The 20,187-nt window shown below is 38.9% G+C and carries 31 protein-coding genes; 30 read left to right on the top strand and 1 reads right to left on the bottom strand.

Annotated elements, in window-relative coordinates; genetic code table 11:
- Positions 1-92 precede the first annotated feature (92 nt).
- Positions 93-1,502, bottom strand: coding sequence for a class II fumarate hydratase (gene fumC / locus ERCIKOCA2762_RS01225; protein ID WP_157988407.1), 1,410 nt, complete (start codon positions 1,500-1,502; stop codon positions 93-95).
- Between the two features lie 959 nt (positions 1,503-2,461).
- Between fumC and ERCIKOCA2762_RS01230 the strand changes: the two genes are divergently transcribed.
- From ERCIKOCA2762_RS01230 to rplO, 30 genes are all read left to right on the top strand, one after another.
- A complete protein-coding gene (locus ERCIKOCA2762_RS01230) occupies positions 2,462-3,064 on the top strand; it encodes a peroxiredoxin C (RefSeq protein WP_157988408.1) in 603 nt (200 codons plus the stop codon).
- Between the two features lie 355 nt (positions 3,065-3,419).
- Positions 3,420-4,382 (top strand): bifunctional riboflavin kinase/FAD synthetase, encoded by a 963-nt coding sequence (ribF, locus tag ERCIKOCA2762_RS01235; RefSeq protein WP_157988771.1) that lies wholly within the window; start codon positions 3,420-3,422, stop codon positions 4,380-4,382.
- Positions 4,383-5,022: 640 nt separating this feature from the next.
- Positions 5,023-5,409, top strand: a complete 387-nt coding sequence (gene tusD / locus ERCIKOCA2762_RS01240) for a sulfurtransferase complex subunit TusD (protein WP_157988409.1) — start codon at positions 5,023-5,025, stop codon at positions 5,407-5,409.
- On the top strand, positions 5,403-5,789 hold the full coding sequence (gene tusC, locus ERCIKOCA2762_RS01245; RefSeq protein WP_415017157.1) for a sulfurtransferase complex subunit TusC: 387 nt from the start codon (positions 5,403-5,405) through the stop codon (positions 5,787-5,789). The genes tusD and tusC overlap by 7 nt, the downstream gene beginning before the upstream one ends.
- 8 nt (positions 5,790-5,797) lie before the next feature.
- Positions 5,798-6,085, top strand: a complete 288-nt coding sequence (gene tusB / locus ERCIKOCA2762_RS01250) for a sulfurtransferase complex subunit TusB (protein ID WP_157988411.1) — start codon at positions 5,798-5,800, stop codon at positions 6,083-6,085.
- Positions 6,086-6,250: 165 nt separating this feature from the next.
- Complete coding sequence (gene rpsL / locus ERCIKOCA2762_RS01255; protein WP_157988412.1) at positions 6,251-6,625, top strand: 30S ribosomal protein S12; 375 nt, start codon at positions 6,251-6,253, stop codon at positions 6,623-6,625.
- Between the two features lie 118 nt (positions 6,626-6,743).
- The gene (gene rpsG / locus ERCIKOCA2762_RS01260) at positions 6,744-7,214 is read left to right on the top strand and encodes a 30S ribosomal protein S7 (RefSeq protein ID WP_157988413.1); all 471 of its coding nucleotides are present in this window, start codon (positions 6,744-6,746) and stop codon (positions 7,212-7,214) included.
- Positions 7,215-7,309: 95 nt separating this feature from the next.
- Complete coding sequence (gene fusA, locus ERCIKOCA2762_RS01265) at positions 7,310-9,418, top strand: elongation factor G (RefSeq protein WP_157988414.1); 2,109 nt, start codon at positions 7,310-7,312, stop codon at positions 9,416-9,418.
- A gap of 71 nt (positions 9,419-9,489) precedes the next feature.
- On the top strand, positions 9,490-10,674 hold the full coding sequence (tuf, locus tag ERCIKOCA2762_RS01270) for an elongation factor Tu (RefSeq protein ID WP_157988415.1): 1,185 nt from the start codon (positions 9,490-9,492) through the stop codon (positions 10,672-10,674).
- Positions 10,675-11,023: 349 nt separating this feature from the next.
- Positions 11,024-11,335, top strand: a complete 312-nt coding sequence (rpsJ, locus tag ERCIKOCA2762_RS01275; protein ID WP_072666160.1) for a 30S ribosomal protein S10 — start codon at positions 11,024-11,026, stop codon at positions 11,333-11,335.
- Between the two features lie 29 nt (positions 11,336-11,364).
- A complete protein-coding gene (rplC, locus tag ERCIKOCA2762_RS01280; protein ID WP_157988416.1) occupies positions 11,365-11,994 on the top strand; it encodes a 50S ribosomal protein L3 in 630 nt (209 codons plus the stop codon).
- Positions 11,995-12,006: 12 nt separating this feature from the next.
- On the top strand, positions 12,007-12,612 hold the full coding sequence (gene rplD / locus ERCIKOCA2762_RS01285) for a 50S ribosomal protein L4 (protein ID WP_157988417.1): 606 nt from the start codon (positions 12,007-12,009) through the stop codon (positions 12,610-12,612).
- Entirely contained in the window at positions 12,609-12,914 is a 306-nt protein-coding gene (gene rplW / locus ERCIKOCA2762_RS01290; protein ID WP_157988418.1) for a 50S ribosomal protein L23, read from the top strand. The genes rplD and rplW overlap by 4 nt, the downstream gene beginning before the upstream one ends.
- A gap of 21 nt (positions 12,915-12,935) precedes the next feature.
- A complete protein-coding gene (gene rplB / locus ERCIKOCA2762_RS01295; protein ID WP_157988419.1) occupies positions 12,936-13,757 on the top strand; it encodes a 50S ribosomal protein L2 in 822 nt (273 codons plus the stop codon).
- A gap of 16 nt (positions 13,758-13,773) precedes the next feature.
- The gene (gene rpsS, locus ERCIKOCA2762_RS01300; protein WP_157988420.1) at positions 13,774-14,052 is read left to right on the top strand and encodes a 30S ribosomal protein S19; all 279 of its coding nucleotides are present in this window, start codon (positions 13,774-13,776) and stop codon (positions 14,050-14,052) included.
- Between the two features lie 14 nt (positions 14,053-14,066).
- A complete protein-coding gene (rplV, locus tag ERCIKOCA2762_RS01305) occupies positions 14,067-14,414 on the top strand; it encodes a 50S ribosomal protein L22 (RefSeq protein WP_157988772.1) in 348 nt (115 codons plus the stop codon).
- Between the two features lie 2 nt (positions 14,415-14,416).
- The gene (rpsC, locus tag ERCIKOCA2762_RS01310; protein ID WP_157988421.1) at positions 14,417-15,115 is read left to right on the top strand and encodes a 30S ribosomal protein S3; all 699 of its coding nucleotides are present in this window, start codon (positions 14,417-14,419) and stop codon (positions 15,113-15,115) included.
- A gap of 12 nt (positions 15,116-15,127) precedes the next feature.
- A complete protein-coding gene (rplP, locus tag ERCIKOCA2762_RS01315; protein WP_157988422.1) occupies positions 15,128-15,538 on the top strand; it encodes a 50S ribosomal protein L16 in 411 nt (136 codons plus the stop codon).
- Positions 15,538-15,732, top strand: a complete 195-nt coding sequence (gene rpmC / locus ERCIKOCA2762_RS01320) for a 50S ribosomal protein L29 (RefSeq protein WP_157988423.1) — start codon at positions 15,538-15,540, stop codon at positions 15,730-15,732. The genes rplP and rpmC overlap by 1 nt, the downstream gene beginning before the upstream one ends.
- The gene (rpsQ, locus tag ERCIKOCA2762_RS01325; protein WP_157988424.1) at positions 15,729-15,986 is read left to right on the top strand and encodes a 30S ribosomal protein S17; all 258 of its coding nucleotides are present in this window, start codon (positions 15,729-15,731) and stop codon (positions 15,984-15,986) included. Before rpmC ends, rpsQ begins: the two co-directional genes overlap by 4 nt.
- 145 nt (positions 15,987-16,131) lie before the next feature.
- Complete coding sequence (gene rplN / locus ERCIKOCA2762_RS01330; RefSeq protein ID WP_157988425.1) at positions 16,132-16,503, top strand: 50S ribosomal protein L14; 372 nt, start codon at positions 16,132-16,134, stop codon at positions 16,501-16,503.
- 13 nt (positions 16,504-16,516) lie between these two features.
- The gene (rplX, locus tag ERCIKOCA2762_RS01335) at positions 16,517-16,831 is read left to right on the top strand and encodes a 50S ribosomal protein L24 (protein ID WP_157988426.1); all 315 of its coding nucleotides are present in this window, start codon (positions 16,517-16,519) and stop codon (positions 16,829-16,831) included.
- Between the two features lie 14 nt (positions 16,832-16,845).
- Complete coding sequence (gene rplE / locus ERCIKOCA2762_RS01340; RefSeq protein WP_157988427.1) at positions 16,846-17,385, top strand: 50S ribosomal protein L5; 540 nt, start codon at positions 16,846-16,848, stop codon at positions 17,383-17,385.
- Positions 17,386-17,400: 15 nt separating this feature from the next.
- Positions 17,401-17,706 carry a 30S ribosomal protein S14 gene (gene rpsN / locus ERCIKOCA2762_RS01345; protein ID WP_157988428.1) on the top strand — a complete coding sequence of 102 codons (306 nt, stop codon included), beginning with the start codon at positions 17,401-17,403 and terminating at the stop codon, positions 17,704-17,706.
- Between the two features lie 30 nt (positions 17,707-17,736).
- On the top strand, positions 17,737-18,129 hold the full coding sequence (rpsH, locus tag ERCIKOCA2762_RS01350) for a 30S ribosomal protein S8 (protein ID WP_157988429.1): 393 nt from the start codon (positions 17,737-17,739) through the stop codon (positions 18,127-18,129).
- A 13-nt stretch (positions 18,130-18,142) separates the two neighbouring features.
- Positions 18,143-18,676: a 50S ribosomal protein L6 gene (gene rplF / locus ERCIKOCA2762_RS01355; RefSeq protein WP_157988430.1), complete on the top strand. Its 534-nt coding sequence runs from the start codon at positions 18,143-18,145 to the stop codon at positions 18,674-18,676.
- Between the two features lie 9 nt (positions 18,677-18,685).
- Positions 18,686-19,039 (top strand): 50S ribosomal protein L18, encoded by a 354-nt coding sequence (gene rplR / locus ERCIKOCA2762_RS01360; protein ID WP_157988431.1) that lies wholly within the window; start codon positions 18,686-18,688, stop codon positions 19,037-19,039.
- Positions 19,040-19,054: 15 nt separating this feature from the next.
- Positions 19,055-19,570 (top strand): 30S ribosomal protein S5, encoded by a 516-nt coding sequence (gene rpsE / locus ERCIKOCA2762_RS01365; RefSeq protein WP_157988432.1) that lies wholly within the window; start codon positions 19,055-19,057, stop codon positions 19,568-19,570.
- Entirely contained in the window at positions 19,563-19,745 is a 183-nt protein-coding gene (rpmD, locus tag ERCIKOCA2762_RS01370) for a 50S ribosomal protein L30 (protein ID WP_157988433.1), read from the top strand. Before rpsE ends, rpmD begins: the two co-directional genes overlap by 8 nt.
- A 3-nt stretch (positions 19,746-19,748) precedes the next feature.
- Positions 19,749-20,183 carry a 50S ribosomal protein L15 gene (rplO, locus tag ERCIKOCA2762_RS01375; protein WP_157988434.1) on the top strand — a complete coding sequence of 145 codons (435 nt, stop codon included), beginning with the start codon at positions 19,749-19,751 and terminating at the stop codon, positions 20,181-20,183.
- The last annotated feature ends 4 nt before the right edge of the window (positions 20,184-20,187 follow it).

A 20,187-nucleotide genomic window follows, 5' to 3' on the forward strand; every position in this document is an offset into this window, starting at 1 on the left:
TTAACAAGCATCAGATGATACTATGCATCAATATGCAGGGTAAGTCTTGTCAAAGTATAACTGATGCACATTGACTATATCAATATAGTGATTTAATCTTCATATTCATATTTGAGTACACCGATCATATTTTCAGGTTTTACTAAAGTATCAAATTGCATGGAAGTTAGATAGCCAAGTTTTATTGCAGAGTCTTTGAGTGTCAATCTTTCTGTATGTGCTTTTTTAGCGATCTCTGCTGCTTTATCATATCCAATATGTGGATTAAGAGCTGTTACAAGCATCAATGATTCATTCAGTAATTTAGTAATGCGATGTTGATTTGGCTCAATACCTACTGCGCAGTGAATGTTAAAGCTATGCATGCTGTCAGATAATAGGCGTACGGATTGTAAAAAATTATAGATGATCATCGGTCGATACACATTTAATTCAAAGTTACCAGACGCTCCTCCTATATTGATAGCCACATCATTACCTATCACTTGACAGCAAATCATTGTCATTGCTTCACATTGAGTGGGGTTTACTTTCCCTGGCATGATAGAGCTACCTGGTTCATTTGCAGGGATCGTGAGTTCTCCAATACCGCAACGTGGTCCAGAGGTAAGCCATCGGATATCATTAGCAATTTTCATCAAAGAAGCAGCCAAACCTTTGAGTGCGCCATGCGTGTGGACTATAGCGTCACAAGTGGCCAATGCTTCAAATTTATTTTGTGCGGCCATAAATTTTTCTCCGGTGAGGAAGACAATCTCTTTTACTACTTTCTCCGCATACTGAGGGTGAGTATTTAGTCCATTACCTACAGCCGTACCTCCTATTGCTAATTCTAACAAATGACTCATAGTATTTTGAATATGCTTCCGATTATGCTTTAGCATAGCGACCCAACCTGACATCTCTTGTCCGAGTGTTAGTGGTGTAGCATCTTGCAGATGGGTACGTCCGATCTTGATAATTTCTCGAAACGCTATAGATTTGTCTGTTAGGGTTTTTTGTAGCATATCCAGCGCCGGAATGAGACGCTTATATATTGCTAAGACTGCTGCAATATGCATCGCGGTTGGAAAAACATCATTTGAACTTTGGCTATAGTTCACATCATCATGTGGGTGTATCAGACGAAATATACCACGTTCTCCACCGATCAATTCACTAGCGCGGTTAGCTAGTACTTCGTTCATATTCATATTAGTCTGAGTTCCAGAACCAGTTTGCCATACTGAGAGCGGAAATTCATTGTTATGCTTGTTAGCAAGAACTTCATCAGCGGCACGTATAATAGCTTCTGCATGAGTAGATGTTAACGCTCCTAGCTCTTGATTTACTTTTGCTGCTGCACGTTTAGTTAGTGCTAATGCGTGCAAGAGATCTATTGGCATTTTTTCGGTAGATATGCGAAAATACTTTAATGAGCGTTGTGTTTGTGCACCCCAAAGTTGATCTACTGGTACTTCAATCGATCCCATGGAATCTTGTTCAATACGAGTTACTTTCATACACGTTTCCTCTGAATGTTTAAGATGATTATGGCATCCTTGACACCCATATTATACCAATGTATTGAGTGTTTTAGTTTAAGTCCATATATTATTAACCACATCTGTGATATGTAGTGTTTGATGATCCTCGCATGATACGACAGGTACAACTTGTTCGTGATATTACTTCGTGAGCTACACTCATATTTCATTTTTATGCTATAGTTGTTACTATATGTAGTAATGGTTCTTCCTTTTCACATCTTGCATCTAGGATTATCAAGGAAAGATCGATCGATATTTTTCTTTATTATGACCATAACATTAATAATGTACAGTATAGAATTTTTGCTATTATTCATACATGTTTGAATGCATTTTTATATAAATCTAGTGTTCGTTATAATTTATAAATTATAGTTGTTATTTGTAGATTACATATTACTTGAGATAAGCATGTTAAAACAATTTAATTTTATAGCATGAAAACTATGCACTTTATTGTGATGAGCTTCATACAAGATTGTCAAGTTTCTATTGTCGTAAGTGAAAAAATTAAAATTTTGTTTGTTCATTAAAATGTATTGTGATAGCCGTTATAAGAGATTCAATCACATGATGCACATGCTAATAATTTTATTATAGTAATGATGGATTATATTCGATACTAAAGTTCAAATAAAGATAGATTATCTCTAATAGACTGTGGTTCATTGGTGTGATGTTTTAAATTTTTAAATATAAAACTACAAATAAAATCGAATATGGGTTCCTGATCAGGAAATGTATTATAGCAGATCTGAGCTTTTTAAAAATTAGAAGAGGGTCTCTTGGCTTTGAATTGAAAAGTGCGAGTAGAGCGTCGACGATAGATGTAAGTTAGAGTTTATTGGGTGCGTTGCTGTTTATGTTTAATAAACATAGACTTTACATATATAGTATAGATACAACTTTTGTAATTTTAAGAGGAGTTTATAATGGTTTTGGTAACACGTTTAGCCCCTGACTTTACTGCCTCAGCTGTTTTAGGTAATGGTACAATTATTAAGCGATTTAATTTTAAAGAATACACTATCGATAAAATGAGTGTTCTTTTCTTTTGGCCCATGGATTTTACTTTTGTATGTCCTTCTGAGCTCATTTCTTTTAATAAGCGATATGCAGAGTTTAAGAAACGTGGTGTAGAAGTCATTGGTGTATCGGTAGATTCAGAATTTGTACATAACGCATGGCGTCAAACACCTATCGATCAAGGTGGAATTGGTAGTGTGCAATATGTCATGGTTGCAGATATTAAACGTGAAATACAGAAATCTTGGGGTATTGAACATCCGGAAGCCGGTGTAGCACTGCGTGCGTCTTTTTTAATAGATACACTAGGTGTCGTCAGACATCAAGTTGTCAATGATTTGCCATTAGGTCGTAATGTTGATGAACTTTTACGAATGGTTGATGCGTTGCAATTTCATGAAAATAATGGCGAAGTCTGTCCAGCACAGTGGCGAAAAGGTATGGATGGTATAGAGGCATCACCTGAAGGTATTTCTAAGTATTTGTCTCAAAATAAAGATCGGTTGTAATATTTATATTATAAAGTATGTGCGTGTTTCTAACACACGTTTAGTAAGTGGAATCATAATGATTTTTAAAAGAACGTTACTATTGATAGAAATTTGAAGACATTAAATCTGGAAATTCATAAGTTATGTTTTCTGTATATTAGTGACTTTTCACGTTCTATCTAGCACTACGCGAGATGATCAGAATAAGCAGAAGACTATCCTAGTAAATATAGGTTAGTCTTCTAAATAGCCTGCTGTGGCTTATTAGCACGTAGTTAGTCATAACGTTTTATTAAACCGAGTGATTGTATATGAATATTTTACATTAAAATGAAGGTGTAGTTTTTTCTTGCTGTTACATTTTGAGTTGACTATGAGGTTGATACGTGGCATATATAATCTGAGAGCGGAGCATCGTGGTTATGCGTTAACTATAGGTAATTTTGATGGTGTACATCGCGGGCACCAAGCACTACTAACCAAACTTCGCAGAGCAGGAAATAAACGTAAGATTCCTGTCATGGTAATGCTTTTTGAGCCGCATCCACTCGAGGTTTTGAATCTAACAAATGCGCCTGCTCGCTTAACTAGATTACATGAAAAGTTGTGTTATTTACAAAAAGCGGGAGTAGATACTGTATTATGTGTTCGTTTTACTCAGAGCTTTTCCTCATGCAGTGCGCGAGATTTTATTAATGGAGTCCTGGTAAATAAACTAAGAATAAAATTATTAGCTGTTGGGGATGATTTTGAATTTGGTGCAGGTCGAGACGGAAACTTTCGTCTATTACAAAAAGCCAGTATTGATTATGGTTTTGATATCTTGAATACACAGACATTATTAGAGCATAACCAGCGTATCAGTAGCACTTCTATACGCGCAGCGCTTTCCAAGGATAATCTGTCCTTAGCTGCTATATTGCTAGGGCGTCCATTTAGTATGTCTGGTCGAGTTATTTATGGTGATTCACTGGGCCGCTCGATTGGTTTTCCTACCGCAAATATACCATTATTTCGTGTCTTAACACCAATAGAAGGGGTATACATTGTGTGTGTGAAAGGAGAAGAACGACAAGTATTCTTTGGCGTGGCAAATATTGGTACACAACCTACTTTAAATTTACAGCGGGCACGTAAACAATTAGAAGTACATCTATTAGATATGAGCCTTAATCTTTACGGTCAGTATATTGAAGTGATCTTTTTGCATAAAATACGTAATGAAAAACGTTTCTCTTCGCTCTTTGCTTTAAAAGAGCAGATTAAACGTGATGTAATGGATGCTCGGTATTTTTTTGATCACAACAAACCTAATGATAGTTTAAATACTACATAAGAAAACAGAGGCCTATTCTCTATAACTTACAAAAGTTATTTCCTACTAGCGTAGTAATAGTAATCTCTTGTTTAAGTATCTACATAATACACATATACAATCTGTTTTTAGGGTGGTTGGGGTTATTTTCACAACTTAATGTTAGATACATGTTAGATACTTGATGTTAAATAAAAGGTTAATTGATAATAACGTTCTTCAATACTGGCTACAGGTATTTAAAGGTAGAAGAATAGCAGATTCAGAAACTGTAAGATCTAGGGTATAACTTCCTTCTTGATACCATATCGATTACACCTTATGATGTGCATGCAGTGATTGATAGTTACTTGAATATTTTTCACTGCAGGGAGTTTTATTCAGTGATGCCAGTTTGGTAAAGTGATACCATAAAGAGTATTGTTTTAAGAAATGATTCATCATACAGTCATTTTAAAAAAAATCATTGGTAAAATTTATAAGGATAGATTGCTATTATATAAATTGAGGTAATAGGCGCTGTTTATGTTCTAATCGATGCATGTTAATACGTCCATATATGGTCTTATCATCGATCTCAGCATTTCAGAGTTATAGGTGTATGGCACATAAATAGATACTGCACATTTTTTATATGCGATTTTTGTTCCAAGGATATAGAATGCGTTTTTGTATAATAGTGACCGGACCTTCTTATGGCACTCAGCAGGCTAGTAACGCTTGGTTATTTGCAAATGCTTTAGTAGCAACACAGCATGTTTTAGAAAGTGTTTTCTTTTATCGTGAGGGCGTGCTTAATGCTAATAAATTCAATACACCTGCTAACGATGAAGTAAATTTAACTCGTCTCTGGCAGAGCTTACACCACAATTATGGAGTTAAACTCAATCTGTGTGTGTCTGCAGCCTTACGGCGTGGAATATATGACCACAAAGAATCATGCAATATGCATTTCACTTCCTCTAATTTGGCTATAGGTTTTCAGCTTACCGGGCTAAGCGAATTAGCTACCGCAACATTAACCTCTGATCGAATCGTGCAATTTTGATGCATTCTATAGCTTTTGTGTTTACGAAGAGTCCACATGGATCTAGCGCTGGACGTGAGGGTTTGGATGCGGTTCTAGCAACACTTACGTTAAGCAATCATGTGGATGTAGGTCTGTTTTTTGTCAGTGATGGTGTTTTACAATTACTGAAATATCAGAACAGTGATGAGATTTTAGCACGTAATTATAGTCCTACCTTTGGTATATTGTCTTTATATGATGTTAAATGTTTGTATGTCTGCTCAGAAGCGTTGTTGGAGCGGGGTATACTCTGCGATCATACGTGTATAGATCAGAAATATATATTGAAAGCTCAAATATTATCTGCAGAAGAATTACGGGTAATTTTACATCAGTATGATCGGGTGATGACTTTTTGAGGTGATTTATGTTGCATATGATAGCTAGTTCACCATTTCAGTGCGACTATCGAGCCATCTTACGTCTTATATCCGCAGGTGATGTTGTGTTGTTATTGGGTGATGGAGTTATTATTGGCATAGAGAGTGGAGCAATGTTTTCAGTATTTTTTGATAGTATTATTCAGTTATATGTCTTGAAGGCGGATTTAATTGCTAGAGGTCTTCTAATGTATATTTCACCACACGTACAAGTTATAACCTATAATGAATTGATAAATCTTATGGTGCAAAACCCTCAACAAATATCATGGTGAATGATCTATTGATTTGCTTATTGATTGACTCTGTTAGGGTATAACTTTACAATAACATTACAATAGCAATAAAAGCGTGTGATGATAAAGATTAGAGAAAACAACTTTCTTTAAGAAGTCAATAGGATTGGCAAGTAAAAAGAATGAGAACCTAGGAGTGTAGTAATGGCAACAGTTAACCAACTGGTTCGAAAACCACGCGTACGTAAAATTGTAAAAAGCAATGTGCCCGCGTTGGAGGGGTGTCCTCAAAAACGTGGAGTATGTACTCGAGTATATACTACCACCCCTAAAAAACCAAATTCAGCTCTACGTAAGGTATGTCGTGTTCGTTTAACTAACGGATTTGAAGTTACCTCTTATATTGGAGGAGAGGGGCATAACCTTCAAGAACACTCTGTGATCTTAATTCGCGGCGGCCGAGTAAAGGACTTACCGGGTGTGCGGTATCATACCATACGGGGAGCTCTGGATTGTTCCGGTGTAAAAGATTGCAAGCAAGCACGATCTAAGTATGGTGTGAAAAAACCAAAGACTTAATAAGTCTCTGTTAGGATTAAGTAAGGCCAAACCTTTCACTCAAGGTGAAAAAATATCTTATACCAGTGAGAGATTCCCATATAGTTTTGGGCGTCCTGAATTTATAACGGAGTACTTTATGCCACGTCGTCGAATTATAGGTCAACGTAAAATTTTACCAGATCCCAAATTTGGATCGGAGCTACTAGCTAAGTTTGTTAATATTCTAATGGTTGATGGAAAGAAATCTATCGCTGAAGCTATCGTTTATCATGCGTTAGAAGCACTAACTAAGCGTTTTGGTAAAAATGGCTTAGAGGTTTTTGAAAGATCTTTAGATAACGTGCGTCCCATTGTAGAAGTTAAATCTCGACGTGTAGGGGGTTCTACATATCAGGTACCCGTGGAAGTCCGTCCAATACGTCGTAATGCATTAGCAATGCGTTGGATTGTCGAAGCTGCTCGTAAACGCAGTGATAAATCTATGTCATTACGTTTAGCTAATGAATTAGCTGATGCTGCAGAAAATAAAGGTGCTGCAGTGAAGAAACGTGAAGATGTTCACCGTATGGCTGAGGCGAACAAAGCATTCGCTCATTATCGTTGGTAACAGCAATATACCTGTTATGAATCCAGTAGTACAGGCTCATTGTCTGATCTACTGTAATCGATGCACTTAGAATATCTGAGATTTAGAGGAATAACATGGCTCGTACCACACCTATAACGCGCTACCGTAACATCGGTATCAGCGCGCATATCGACGCAGGTAAAACCACTACTACTGAACGTATACTGTTTTACACTGGCGTAAATCATAAAATCGGTGAAGTTCATGATGGTGCGGCTACTATGGACTGGATGGAGCAGGAGCAGGAGCGTGGGATTACTATAACTTCTGCAGCCACTACTGCTTTTTGGTCTGGTATGGCTAAGCAGTTCGAGCCTCATCGTATTAATATTATTGATACCCCTGGACATGTTGACTTTACTATTGAGGTCGAACGTTCAATGCGTGTTCTAGATGGTGCGGTAATGATTTATTGCGCTGTGGGCGGCGTTCAACCACAATCTGAAACTGTATGGCGTCAGGCTAATAAATATATAGTTCCACGTATTGCGTTTATTAATAAAATGGACCGCATGGGAGCTAATTTCTTGAAAGTGGTACATCAAATTAAATTACGGCTTGCAGCTAACCCAGTACCCATTCAGTTGCCAATTGGTTCAGAAGAAAAGTTTACTGGAGTTATTGATTTAATAAAAATGAAAGCCATTAATTGGAATGATTCTGATCAAGGTGTCACCTTTAGATATGAGCATATTCCTCATGATATGAGGAATACTGCTGACGAATGGCACCAAAAACTACTTGAGTCTGCAGTTGAGTCTTCTGAAGAATTGATGGATAAATATTTAAATGGTCAAATACTTACTGAAGAAGAAATTAAAAATGCCCTTCGTCAGCGAGTTTTAAGCAATGAAATCATTCTGGTTACATGTGGTTCTGCTTTTAAAAATAAAGGTGTTCAAGCTATGCTGGATGCAGTGATTGAATACTTACCAGCTCCCACTAATGTACCTGCAATTCAAGGTGTTCTAAATGATAGCGCAGGTACATCAGCGATACGTTATTCGGATGATAGTGAACCGTTTTCTGCGTTGGCATTTAAAATTGCTACCGATCCATTTGTAGGCAATTTAACCTTTTTTCGTGTGTATTCTGGAGTAGTTAAGTCTGGTGACACGGTAATAAATTCCGTTAAGTCACAACGTGAGCGCTTAGGTCGTATTGTACAAATGCATGCTAACAAGCGTGAAGAAATCAAAGAAGTGTATGCGGGGGATATTGCTGCAGCGATTGGTTTAAAAGATGTGACAACAGGAGATACTTTATGTGACATAAATCATGTCATTCTTCTGGAGCGTATGGAATTTCCGGAGCCAGTCATTTCTGTAGCTGTCGAACCAAAAACTAAAGTTGATCAGGAAAGAATGGGTATTGCTCTAGGGAGATTAGCCAAAGAAGATCCTTCATTTCGTGTATGGACTGATGAAGAGTCTTCTCAAACTATTATTGCTGGAATGGGAGAGCTTCATTTAGAAATTTTAGTGGATCGAATGAAGCGTGAATTTAATGTCGAAGCAAACGTGGGCAAACCACAGGTTGCTTATCGTGAAACTATTCGTAAAAATGTAACTGATATTGAAAGTAAACATATCAAGCAGTCAGGTGGGCGTGGACAATTTGCTCATATTGTTATTGATATGGGTCCTTTAGAAGAAGGGGGTTTAGGATATGAGTTTATCAATGATATTGTTGGAGGCGCAATTCCTAAAGAGTTTATTCCTGCCGTGGATAAAGGTATTCAAGAACAACTAAAGTCTGGACCTTTAGCTGGGTATCCTGTTGTGAATATCAAGGTTCGCTTGCATTATGGTTCATATCATGACGTCGACTCTTCTGAGTTAGCATTTAAACTAGCGGCTTCTTTAGCCTTTAAATCTGCATTTAGTCAAGCTAAACCTGTCTTGCTAGAACCGATTATGCAAGTGGCTATTGAAACACCAGAAGAGTATATGGGCGATGTAATTGGAGACATTAATCGTCGTCGTGGCCTCATTGAAGGCATGGAGGATACTGTTACCGGTAAGATTATTCGTGCACAAGTACCTTTATCCGTAATGTTTGGTTATGCAACTGATCTACGCTCACAAACGCAAGGCCGCGCTTCGTACTCTATGGAGTTTTTGAAGTACTCTGAGGCCCCGAGTCATGTGGCTCAAGCTGTTATTGAAGCTCGTAGTAAATAAGTTTCCGGGTGTCTATTATTTACCAATACTCACCTACTACAGTGTGAGTAAAGAAAGCAAGGAATATCATCGTGGCTAAAGAAAAATTTGAACGTTCTAAACCCCATATTAATGTTGGTACTATTGGTCATGTTGATCACGGTAAAACTACTTTAACGGCAGCGATTACTACTGTCCTTGCTAAAACATATGGTGGTACTGCGCGTGCATTTGATCAGATAGATAATGCACCAGAAGAAAAAGCACGTGGTATCACTATTAACACCTCGCACGTAGAGTATGATACTCAAACACGACATTATGCGCATGTAGACTGCCCAGGGCACGCTGACTATATTAAAAATATGATTACTGGAGCTGCTCAAATGGATGGGGCGATTTTGGTAGTTGCAGCAACTGATGGTCCAATGCCTCAGACTCGTGAACATATTTTATTGGGACGTCAAGTTGGTGTTCCATATATTATTGTGTTTTTAAATAAATGTGACATGGTTGACGATGAAGAGTTGCTAGAGTTAGTCGAGATGGAAGTAAGAGATTTGTTATCTCAATATGATTTCCCAGGCGATCTTACACCAATTGTTTATGGTTCTGCGCTAAAAGCTTTAGAAGGTGATCCATTGTGGGAAGCGAAAATTATCGAATTAGCGAATCACTTAGACAACTATATTCCACAACCAGAACGTGCAATTGATCAGGCTTTTTTACTACCTATTGAAGATGTCTTCTCCATATCTGGTCGGGGCACTGTAGTAACTGGTAGAGTAGAACGTGGTGTTATTAAAGTTGGCGAAGAAGTGGAGATTGTTGGGATCAAAGATACCGTAAAATCAATTTGCACTGGAGTGGAAATGTTTCGCAAGCTTTTAGATGAAGGACGTGCTGGTGAAAATTGTGGAATTTTATTACGTGGTATTAAGCGGGAAGATATCCAAAGAGGACAAGTCTTGGCTAAACCTAGCACCATTAAACCACATACTAAATTTGAATCAGAAGTATATGTGTTATCTAAAGAAGAAGGTGGGCGCCACACGCCATTCTTCAAAGGTTATCGACCTCAATTTTATTTTCGTACAACTGATGTAACAGGCGCTATTGAATTACCAGAAGGTATCGAAATGGTCATGCCGGGTGATAACATTAAAATGGTAGTAACTCTCATCCACCCTATTGCTATGGATGAAGGTTTGCGTTTTGCAATTCGTGAAGGCGGTCGTACTGTGGGGGCAGGTGTTGTTTCTAAAGTGATCGGGTAACTTGAATATGATTGTGGATGCCATATCTTTAAAAAAAGACTCAAAGAGCGCGTTAGCGCTCTTTGAGTCTTTTGTTTTCTATAATCCATACATATCGAATTTAGATAAGAAAGATTACAGTTGCTTTACCTTAGGATATAATATAAAATGCAAAATTATATAGAGATGGCTGAAAATATAGCGAAAGAAAATGTATAATAGATAATTGCTTTGATGCATGAACCTATGAAGCATTTTATAAAGTATAAATTTTTTCCCATAGTTGTAGAAGATATGATTTTATGCGCATGCCAATCATTTAAGATTGGATATAGTAATTTTGTTTATAAATAATTGGAGTTCTGGTATTATGCAGAACCAAAGAATCCGTATCCGTCTAAAAGCCTTTGATCATCGTTTGATAGATAGATCTACGCTAGAAATTGTAGAGACCGCTAAGCGAACTGGAGCACAGGTACATGGTCCTATTCCGTTACCAACTCGTAAAGAACGTTTTACTGTCCTAATTTCTCCTCACGTTAATAAAGACGCGCGGGATCAGTATGAGATTCGTACGCATAAGCGTTTAGTCGATATTGTCGAACCAACTGAAAAAACAGTTGATGCATTGATGCGCCTAGATCTAGCTGCTGGTGTAGATGTGCAGATCAGTCTGGGTTAATCTGCTTATTCATTAGGTGCGGAGTTAAAATGATTGGTTTAGTCGGTAAAAAATTGGGTATGACTCGAATCTTCACAGAAGAGGGTGTATCTATTCCAGTAACTGTAATTAAGCTGGAAGAAAACCGCGTTATTCAAGTGAAAAGACGTGAAACAGATGGCTATACTGCGATACAGGTCACTACTGGTGTAAAAAAATTGCAGCGTATGACTAAGCCCCAAGCTGGTCATTTTATGAAATCTGGTACTTCATCTGGACGAGGTTTATGGGAATTTAGACTGCCAGAGGTTGCATCGTTTAAGGCAGGGCAGAGCATTAACATTGATATATTATCACACTTAAAAAAAGTGGATATCTCTGGGATATCTAAAGGCAAGGGTTTTTCTGGTACAGTAAAACGTTGGAATTTTCGAACTCAAGATGCAACACACGGAAATTCCTTATCTCATCGCGTGCCAGGCTCTATAGGTCAAAATCAGACTCCTGGAAAGGTTTTTAAAGGTAAAAAAATGGCGGGTCAGATGGGTAATCAACGCGTGACTATTCAGAACTTGAGAATAATACGAATCGATACCGATCACAACCTTCTCCTGGTGAAAGGAGCGGTACCTGGTGCTACTGGTAGCGACCTGATAATTAAACGAGCTGTGAAGGGGTAAAAGGGTAAAGGAATGGAATTAGCATTAAAAGACGAACAAGGGGCGCTAACTGTTTCTAACACTACCTTTAATTGTGATTTTAATGAAGCGTTGGTACATCAGGTTGTGGTGGCTTATGCAGCAGGTTCTCGCAAAGGTACTCGTGCACAAAAGACGCGAGCTGAAGTTACTGGATCAGGTAAAAAACCATGGCGACAGAAAGGTACTGGGCGTGCGCGAGCAGGTTCAGTGAAGAGCCCCATTTGGCGTTCTGGTGGCATTGCTTTTGCTGCTAAACCACAAGATCATGCCCAAAAAGTTAACAAAAAGATGTATAGAGGTGCTATCAAAAGCATATTTTCTGAGTTGATACGTCAAAATAGATTGATCGTGTGTAAAAATTTTTCTTTAGAGGCCCCTAAAACAAGATTGCTTATTAAAAAACTTCAAGATATGCATGTAGAAAAAGCTTTAATTATCACCTCTGCTATAGAAGAAAACTTACTCCTTGCAGCACGTAATTTATATCAAGTGCATGTATGTCATGCAGAGAGGATTGATCCCGTTAGATTAGTTCGATTTCATAGGGTAATTATTACTTCTAATGCAGTGAAGAAATTGGAGGAAATGCTTGCATGAATTTGGAAGAACGTTTACTGCGAATACTTCGTGCACCACATGTTTCTGAAAAAGCATCAAGCTTGATGGATAAAGATAATACTATTGTCTTCAAAGTCACAAAGGATGCTAGTAAAGTTGAAATTAAGTCTGCTATAAAGAGTATCTTTAAAGTAGAAGTAGACTCAGTGAATACATTGTTAGTTAAAGGTAAAATTAAACGTCATAAAAAACGTTTAGGTCGTCGTAAAGACTGGAAAAAAGCATATATTTCTCTTAAAGAAGGGCAGAATATAACAGATGTAGTTGGTAGCAGTGAATAACGCAGGGGGGGTATCAGAATCATGACAATTATGCAATGTAACCCGACATCTCCGGGTCGTCGTCATGTAGTAAAAGTACTCAATCCAGATTTATACAAAGGAAAACCACTTGCCACGTTAGTGGAAAAAAAGCATAAAACTGGCGGTCGCAACAATATGGGTCGCATTACTACTCGACATATTGGAGGGGGACATAAGAAAACTTACCGTTTGATTGATTGCAAGAGAAATAAAGATGGCATCTCAGCACATATTGAACGTCTAGAATACGATCCGAATCGTTCTGCCAATATCGCATTAGTTGTTTATAAAGATGGTGTACGTCGTTATATTTTAGCGCCTAAAGGTCTCAAATCTGGTGATCAAATCCAATCTGGTATTGATGTTGCCATTAAAACCGGTAATACACTACCTATGCGTTATATTCCAGTGGGGTCTACTGTACATAATGTAGAGATTAAACCTGGTAAAGGCGGACAACTTGCACGGTCTGCAGGCGCGTATGTACAAATTGTTGCGCGTGAAGGGGTGTATGTCACACTACGTTTACGCTCTGGTGAAATTCGTAAGGTTGAATCAGATTGTCGTGCCACTCTAGGTGCGGTTGGGAATGAAACGCATATGTTACGTGTTTTAGGTAAAGCCGGTGCTGCACGTTGGCGAGGTGTACGGCCAACTGTGCGTGGTACTGCAATGAATCCAGTGGATCATCCGCATGGCGGAGGAGAAGGCCGTAACTTCGGAAAGCATCCAGTATCTCCTTGGGGGCTGCAAACAAAGGGTAAGAAGACCCGTCGAAACAAACGTACTGATAAATTTATCATACGTCGCCGTAGTAAATAATTTTAGAGGGTAAGTCATGCCGCGTTCTCTCAAGAAAGGTCCTTTTATTGACCTACACTTGCTAAATAAGGTAGAAAAAGCTTTAGAAAGCGGAGAAAGGAAGCCTGTACGCACCTGGTCACGTCGCTCAACAATTTTTCCAAATATGATTGGCTTGACTATTGCTATTCATAATGGTCGTCAGCATGTTCCTGTGTTTGTATCTGAAGATATGGTTGGTCATAAATTAGGTGAATTTGCTCCTACTCGTACCTATCGTGGACACACTGCTGATAAAAAAGTTAAAAAACGATGAGCTGGGAGCTAGAGATGGAAACTTTTGCAAGACAAAGACACGCTCATTCTTCTGCACAAAAGATTCGCTTAGTGGCTAATCTCATACGGGGCAAGAAAGTGTCAATAGCCCTAGATGTTTTAAGATACACTCATAAGAAAGCAGCAGTATTGGTTCAAAAGGTTCTGGAATCTGCCATTGCTAATGCTGAACACAATGATGGCGTAGATATTGATAAATTAAGAATTACAAAAATCTTTATTGATGAAGGTCCGAGCATGAAACGCATCATGCCACGCGCAAAAGGTCGTGCAGATCGCATTCTCAAGCGCACTAGCCATATTACTCTGGCCGTATCCGATCGCTCAGACTTTGGAGAGTAGAAATGGGTCAAAAAGTACATCCGAATGGTATTCGATTGGGTATAGTAAAGCCTTGGAACTCTACTTGGTTCGCTAATACCAAAGAATTTGCTGATAATCTAGACAGTGATTTTAAAGTACGCCAGTTTCTTATGAAAGAATTAGCCAAAGCTTCAGTGTCTCGCATCGTAATAGAGAGACCTGCTAAGAGCATACGGGTGACAATTCATACCGCTCGCCCTGGTATTGTGATAGGAAAAAAAGGCGAAGATGTAGAAAAACTTCGTCAGTTCGTGGCAAAGATTTCTGGCGTTCCTGCACAAATTAATATTTCTGAAGTTCGTAAGCCAGAACTAGACGCAAAATTAGTTTCTGATAATATCACCTCACAGTTAGAACGTCGTGTAATGTTTCGTAGAGCGATGAAACGAGCAGTACAGAACGCAATGCGTTTAGGTGCTAAGGGTATAAAGGTAGAAGTGAGTGGTCGTCTAGGAGGTGCAGAAATTGCACGTACTGAATGGTATCGTGAGGGACGCGTTCCCTTGCACACTTTACGAGCAGATATTGACTACAATACCTCTGAGGCTCATACTACTTATGGTGTCATCGGCGTCAAAGTATGGATCTTTAAAGGCGAGATTCTCGGTGGCATGCAGATAAACGAGCCACTAGAGCAACCTGCTCAGCCTAAAAAAAAGCAGCGTAAAAGCCGTAAGTAAGGAGAATCGCCGATGTTGCAACCAAGGCGTACAAAATTCCGTAAAATGCATAAAGGCCGCAATCGCGGATTAGCGCAAGGTATGGATATTAGCTTCGGTGTTTTTGGTTTAAAAGCTATAGATCGTGGTCGTTTAACTGCACGTCAAATAGAAGCGGCACGACGTGCTATCACCCGGGCTATGAAACGACAAGGGAAAATATGGATACGAATTTTTCCAGATAAACCAATTACAGAAAAACCATTAGAAGTTCGTATGGGTAAAGGTAAAGGTAACGTGGAGTATTGGGTCGCTTTAATTCAGCCAGGGAAAGTTTTATATGAAATTGACGGTGTACCAGAAGATGTGGCTCGTGAAGCATTTAAGCTAGCAGCGGCAAAATTATCTATTAAAACTACCTTTGTAACTAAAATGGTAATGTAATGAACGCAACAGAGCTGTGTGAAAAAAGTGTTAAAGATCTGAAGGTCCAGCTTCTTAACCTATTACGTGAACAGTTCAATTTACGTATGCAAGCAAAATCTAGTCAGTTTAAAAAAACTCATATTTTTAAGCAGGTTCGTCGTGATATTGCGCGCGTCAAGACTGTACTCACTCAAAAGGCAAAAATATCATGACCGATAATATCCGGACTCTTCAAGGTCGAGTAACTAGTAATAAAATGGAGAAATCTATTGTTGTTTCGATTGAGCGTTTTGTGAAACATCCTATTTATGGCAAATTCATTAAGCGTACAACAAGATTACATGTACATGATGAGCACAATGCATGCGAGATTGGTGATATAGTCAGTATCCGAGAATGCCGCCCACTCTCCAAGACAAAGTCTTGGACTTTGGTTAAAGTTGTAGAAAAAGCAATGCTCTCTTAGTAGTTTGTACATGCAAAATGAATATAAACGGTTCCTGGTCGGAACCGTTTATATTCTGTCTGTTCACATAGCAGAAGACGTGTTATAATATTTGAGTCTCTCCAATAAAATAGAGAGTTATGAAAAGAAGAAGCGGAGTATTAACATGATCCAAGAACAGACTATGTTGAACGTCGCTGATAATTCAGGCGCACGTCGCGTAATGTGTATCAAGGTTTTGGGTGGTTCGCGTAGGCGATACGCAGGTATAGGCGATATCATCAAAATTACCATCAAAGAGGCCATCCCGCGTGGCAAGGTAAAGAAAGGTGATGTTCTTAAAGCAGTAGTCGTGCGCACTAAACAAGGTGTACGTCGCCCAGACGGTTCTGCTATTCGCTTTGATAGGAATGCATGTGTCATCTTAAACAATAATAATGAACAACCAATCGGAACACGAATTTTTGGACCGGTTACTCGTGAATTACGTAGCGAAAAATTCATGAAGATCATCTCTTTAGCACCAGAGGTGCTCTAAGGAGTTAATGCAAATGGCAGCAAAGATAAGGTACAACGATGAAGTGGTTGTTCTAGCCGGTAAAGACAAAGGTAAAAACGGGAAAGTGAAAAAAGTTTTTACTTCTAAGAAAATTATTGTAGAAGGCATCAACTTAGTTACCAAACATAAAAAACCAGTGCCATCCATGAATAATTTAGGTGGGATTATAAAAAAAGAAGCAGCAATACATGTGTCAAATGTTGCTATTCTGAATTCAGAAACTGGTAAATCTGACAGAGTAGGGTTTAGATTTGAAGAAGGGAAAAAAGTCCGTTTTTTTAAATCCAACCAAAAAACGATTCAGTAGTCTGGAGTAGTACAATGTCGAGATTGCATAATTTTTACAAAGACGAAGTAGTCAGAAAGTTAATGACTGATTTTGGGTACCGTTCTATGATGAGGGTTCCTCGGATTGAGAAGATTACTCTTAACATGGGTGTTGGCGGAGCGAGTAATGATAAAAAACTACTAGACAGTGCAGTAGCTGATTTAACAGCTATTTCTGGTCAAAAACCGTTGATCACTAAGGCACGTAAATCCATTGCAAGCTTTAAAATTCGTCAAGGCTATCCAATCGGATGTAAGGTGACTCTTCGTGGTCAACGTATGTGGGAGTTTTTTGAGCGTCTAATTTCTATCGCTGTGCCGCGTATTCGTGACTTCAGAGGTCTGTCTCCTAAGTCGTTTGATGGGCATGGAAATTATAGTATAGGAGTTCGTGAACAGATTATTTTCCCAGAAATTAATTACGACCGCGTTGATCGTATTCGCGGGATGGATATTAGTATTACCACCACTGCCAGATCGGATGATGAAGGCTTAGCTTTATTGAATGCATTTCATTTCCCATTTCGAAAGTAAGAGGGGGTCTGCCTGATGGCTAAAAAAGCACTAAAAGAACGTGAACTGGTTCGTGTTAAGATGGCTAAAAAATATCGTGTACAACGCGAAGCGCTAAAGCTGATAATTTCTAGTATACATTCATCTTCTGAAGATCGGTGGAATGCGGTTCTAAAGTTACAGACTATACCCCGTGACGCCAGTCCATCTCGTCAGCGTAATCGCTGTCGTCAAACTGGCCGTCCACATGGTTATGTTGGAAAGTTTGGATTGAGTCGTATTAAGTTGCGTGAAGCTGCCATGCGGGGTGAGGTACCTGGTCTCAAAAAAGCAAGTTGGTAATAATACATTACATACTAGGAGTATAGATAGATGAGCATGCAAGATCCGGTTGCAGATATGCTAACTCGTATCCGCAATGGCCAATCTGCAAATAAAATTTCAGTCAGGATGCCTTCCTCTAAATTAAAGCTAGCAATTGCACATGTTTTAAAAGAGGAAGGTTATATTACGGAATATACAACCACGAAGGATATTAAGTTAGAATTAGAATTAACTTTAAAGTATTTCAATGGTAAATCTGTTGTTGAGAGTATTCAACGTGTTAGTCGTCCAGGCTTAAGGATCTATAAGAGAAAACATGCATTACCTAAAGTTATGGCTGGACTAGGTATTTCTGTAGTGTCTACTTCTCAGGGTATCATGACTGATCGTGCGGCTCGTCAAGCAGGTTTAGGTGGCGAAATTATCTGCTACATAGCTTAAAATCGGAGGGGCAATGTCTCGTGTGGCCAAAACACCCGTTAGTATTCCTATGCATGTACAGGTAAACATAAACAGTCAAGTGATTTCTGTTATAGGAAAGGATGAGAAGTTAAGTCGTGCTTTGCATAAAGCCGTGGAAGTCAAACAAATAGATAATACTCTGACGTTTTTTCCCAAAAAAGGTTTTGTAGATGGCTGGGCTCAAGCAGGTACTGCTCGCGCTTTAGTGCACGCTATGATGATAGGTGTAACCAAAGGTTTTACTAAAAAAATACAGCTTGTAGGGGTTGGTTATCGTGCTGCGGTAACAGAGAACAGATTAAGCTTATCTTTAGGTCTATCTCACCCCATCCATCATACGTTGCCAAAAGGAATCACTGCCACATGTATAAGTCAAACTGATATTATATTACAAAGCGCTGATAAACAACTACTGGGTCAAGTGGCCGCCGATCTACGCGCCTATCGTTGTCCTGAGCCTTATAAGGGCAAGGGAGTACGTTATGCTGACGAGGTTGTGCGTCGAAAAGAGGCTAAGAAGAAATAAGGTAATACTATGGATAAAAAATCTTCTCGTCTCAGACGAGCAACTCGCTTACGTTGTCAACTAAAAGATCTTGGTTCTATGCGTTTGGTTATACATCGTACTTTGCGTCATATATATGCACAAATCATTGCTTATAATGGTTCTCAAACTCTAGTGACAGCTTCAACAGTAGAAAAATCAATTTATACGCAACTAAAATATACGGGTAATAAAGATGCCGCGATTATTGTTGGTAAAATAGTCGCAGAGCGTGCAATAGAAAAGGGTATTACACATGTTTCTTTTGATCGCTCTGGCTTTCAATATCATGGTCGGGTTCAAGCATTGGCAGATGCAGCTCGCGAAGCTGGCCTACAGTTCTAATGTATAAGGTGTAAGATGGCAAATATCGAAAAACAAGCGGGCGAACTACAAGAAAAGCTCATTGCAGTAAATCGTGTATCTAAAACTGTCAAAGGTGGTCGCATTTTTTCTTTTACAGCGCTAACTGTTGTAGGGGACGGTCATGGACGGATGGGTTTTGGTTATGGTAAAGCACGAGAGGTTCCAGCAGCAATCCAAAAAGCAATGGAAAAAGCTCGGAGAAATATGAGCTATTTTGCATTAAATAAAGGTACGTTACAGCATCCTGTTACAGGCTCTCATACAGGGTCTCGCGTATTCATGAAACCAGCTTCAGAAGGAACTGGAATTATTGCTGGAGGTGCAATGCGAGCTGTTTTAGAAGTCACTGGTATCCATAATGTCTTAGCTAAAGCTTATGGATCGACAAATCCCATTAATGTTGTGCGTGCTACTTTAGTGGGTCTTATGAACATGAAATCACCAGCAATGATTGCCGCTAAGCGTGGTAAATCTGTTGAAAATATTCTTGAGGATATTAGAAATGGCTAATATAATTAAGATTACTCAAACACGGAGTGCAATTGGTCGTTTACCTAAACATAAGGCTACACTGATGGGCTTAGGTCTTCGTCGCATGAATCACACTGTATATCGTGAAGACACTTCCTCGATTAGAGGCATGATTAACAGGATCTCGTATATGATTAAAGTAGAGGGGGAGTAAGAAGTGTATTTAAATACTCTCTCACCAGCTAATGGATCAAAACATGTAGCAAAACGTTTAGGGCGTGGTTTAGGTTCCGGTCTCGGGAAAACTGCTGGACGCGGTCATAAGGGCCAAAAATCACGGTCTGGTAGTAGCGCACATCGTGGATTTGAAGGAGGACAGATGCCTCTATATCGTCGTCTACCAAAGTTTGGTTTTATTTCTCAGAAAGCAATGGTGACGTCACAAGTCCGTTTGTCTGATTTAAATAAACTTGAAGGTGAAGTTGTGGATTTAAAAGCGCTGAAAATAGCGCATTTAATTAGCATGAAGGCTGAATTTGCAAAAATAATTTTGTGTGGTGAAATCACTCGCTCAATGACGATTCGAGGCGTACGTGTTACCAAAGGTGCTCGTTCTGCAATATTAGCTGCTAGTGGTATAATTGAGGCGTAAATTT

Origin of the sequence: Candidatus Erwinia haradaeae (assembly GCF_900698935.1) — a bacterium.
Classification (GTDB): domain Bacteria; phylum Pseudomonadota; class Gammaproteobacteria; order Enterobacterales; family Enterobacteriaceae; genus Erwinia_E; species Erwinia_E haradaeae_D.

Bases quoted from the DNA above. Each gene is read 5' to 3' on its own strand.
- rpsL (WP_157988412.1), top strand. From the start codon at position 6,251: ATGGCAACAGTTAACCAACTGGTTCGAAAACCACGCGTACGTAAAATT.
- rplX (WP_157988426.1), top strand. From the start codon at position 16,517: ATGGCAGCAAAGATAAGGTACAACGATGAAGTGGTTGTTCTAGCCGGT.
- rpsG (WP_157988413.1), top strand. From the start codon at position 6,744: ATGCCACGTCGTCGAATTATAGGTCAACGTAAAATTTTACCAGATCCC.
- rpmC (WP_157988423.1), top strand. From the start codon at position 15,538: ATGAACGCAACAGAGCTGTGTGAAAAAAGTGTTAAAGATCTGAAGGTC.
- rpmD (WP_157988433.1), top strand. From the start codon at position 19,563: ATGGCTAATATAATTAAGATTACTCAAACACGGAGTGCAATTGGTCGT.
- rplD (WP_157988417.1), top strand. From the start codon at position 12,007: ATGGAATTAGCATTAAAAGACGAACAAGGGGCGCTAACTGTTTCTAAC.
- rpsC (WP_157988421.1), top strand. From the start codon at position 14,417: ATGGGTCAAAAAGTACATCCGAATGGTATTCGATTGGGTATAGTAAAG.
- rplE (WP_157988427.1), top strand. From the start codon at position 16,846: ATGTCGAGATTGCATAATTTTTACAAAGACGAAGTAGTCAGAAAGTTA.
- fusA (WP_157988414.1), top strand. From the start codon at position 7,310: ATGGCTCGTACCACACCTATAACGCGCTACCGTAACATCGGTATCAGC.
- rpsS (WP_157988420.1), top strand. From the start codon at position 13,774: ATGCCGCGTTCTCTCAAGAAAGGTCCTTTTATTGACCTACACTTGCTA.
- rplR (WP_157988431.1), top strand. From the start codon at position 18,686: ATGGATAAAAAATCTTCTCGTCTCAGACGAGCAACTCGCTTACGTTGT.
- rplV (WP_157988772.1), top strand. From the start codon at position 14,067: ATGGAAACTTTTGCAAGACAAAGACACGCTCATTCTTCTGCACAAAAG.
- rplC (WP_157988416.1), top strand. From the start codon at position 11,365: ATGATTGGTTTAGTCGGTAAAAAATTGGGTATGACTCGAATCTTCACA.
- rpsQ (WP_157988424.1), top strand. From the start codon at position 15,729: ATGACCGATAATATCCGGACTCTTCAAGGTCGAGTAACTAGTAATAAA.
- ERCIKOCA2762_RS01230 (WP_157988408.1), top strand. From the start codon at position 2,462: ATGGTTTTGGTAACACGTTTAGCCCCTGACTTTACTGCCTCAGCTGTT.
- rplB (WP_157988419.1), top strand. From the start codon at position 12,936: ATGACAATTATGCAATGTAACCCGACATCTCCGGGTCGTCGTCATGTA.
- tusD (WP_157988409.1), top strand. From the start codon at position 5,023: ATGCGTTTTTGTATAATAGTGACCGGACCTTCTTATGGCACTCAGCAG.
- rpsE (WP_157988432.1), top strand. From the start codon at position 19,055: ATGGCAAATATCGAAAAACAAGCGGGCGAACTACAAGAAAAGCTCATT.
- tusB (WP_157988411.1), top strand. From the start codon at position 5,798: ATGTTGCATATGATAGCTAGTTCACCATTTCAGTGCGACTATCGAGCC.
- rplP (WP_157988422.1), top strand. From the start codon at position 15,128: ATGTTGCAACCAAGGCGTACAAAATTCCGTAAAATGCATAAAGGCCGC.
- ribF (WP_157988771.1), top strand. From the start codon at position 3,420: ATGAGGTTGATACGTGGCATATATAATCTGAGAGCGGAGCATCGTGGT.
- rpsJ (WP_072666160.1), top strand. From the start codon at position 11,024: ATGCAGAACCAAAGAATCCGTATCCGTCTAAAAGCCTTTGATCATCGT.
- rplW (WP_157988418.1), top strand. From the start codon at position 12,609: ATGAATTTGGAAGAACGTTTACTGCGAATACTTCGTGCACCACATGTT.
- rpsH (WP_157988429.1), top strand. From the start codon at position 17,737: ATGAGCATGCAAGATCCGGTTGCAGATATGCTAACTCGTATCCGCAAT.
- fumC (WP_157988407.1), bottom strand. From the start codon at position 1,502: ATGAAAGTAACTCGTATTGAACAAGATTCCATGGGATCGATTGAAGTA.
- rplN (WP_157988425.1), top strand. From the start codon at position 16,132: ATGATCCAAGAACAGACTATGTTGAACGTCGCTGATAATTCAGGCGCA.
- rpsN (WP_157988428.1), top strand. From the start codon at position 17,401: ATGGCTAAAAAAGCACTAAAAGAACGTGAACTGGTTCGTGTTAAGATG.
- rplF (WP_157988430.1), top strand. From the start codon at position 18,143: ATGTCTCGTGTGGCCAAAACACCCGTTAGTATTCCTATGCATGTACAG.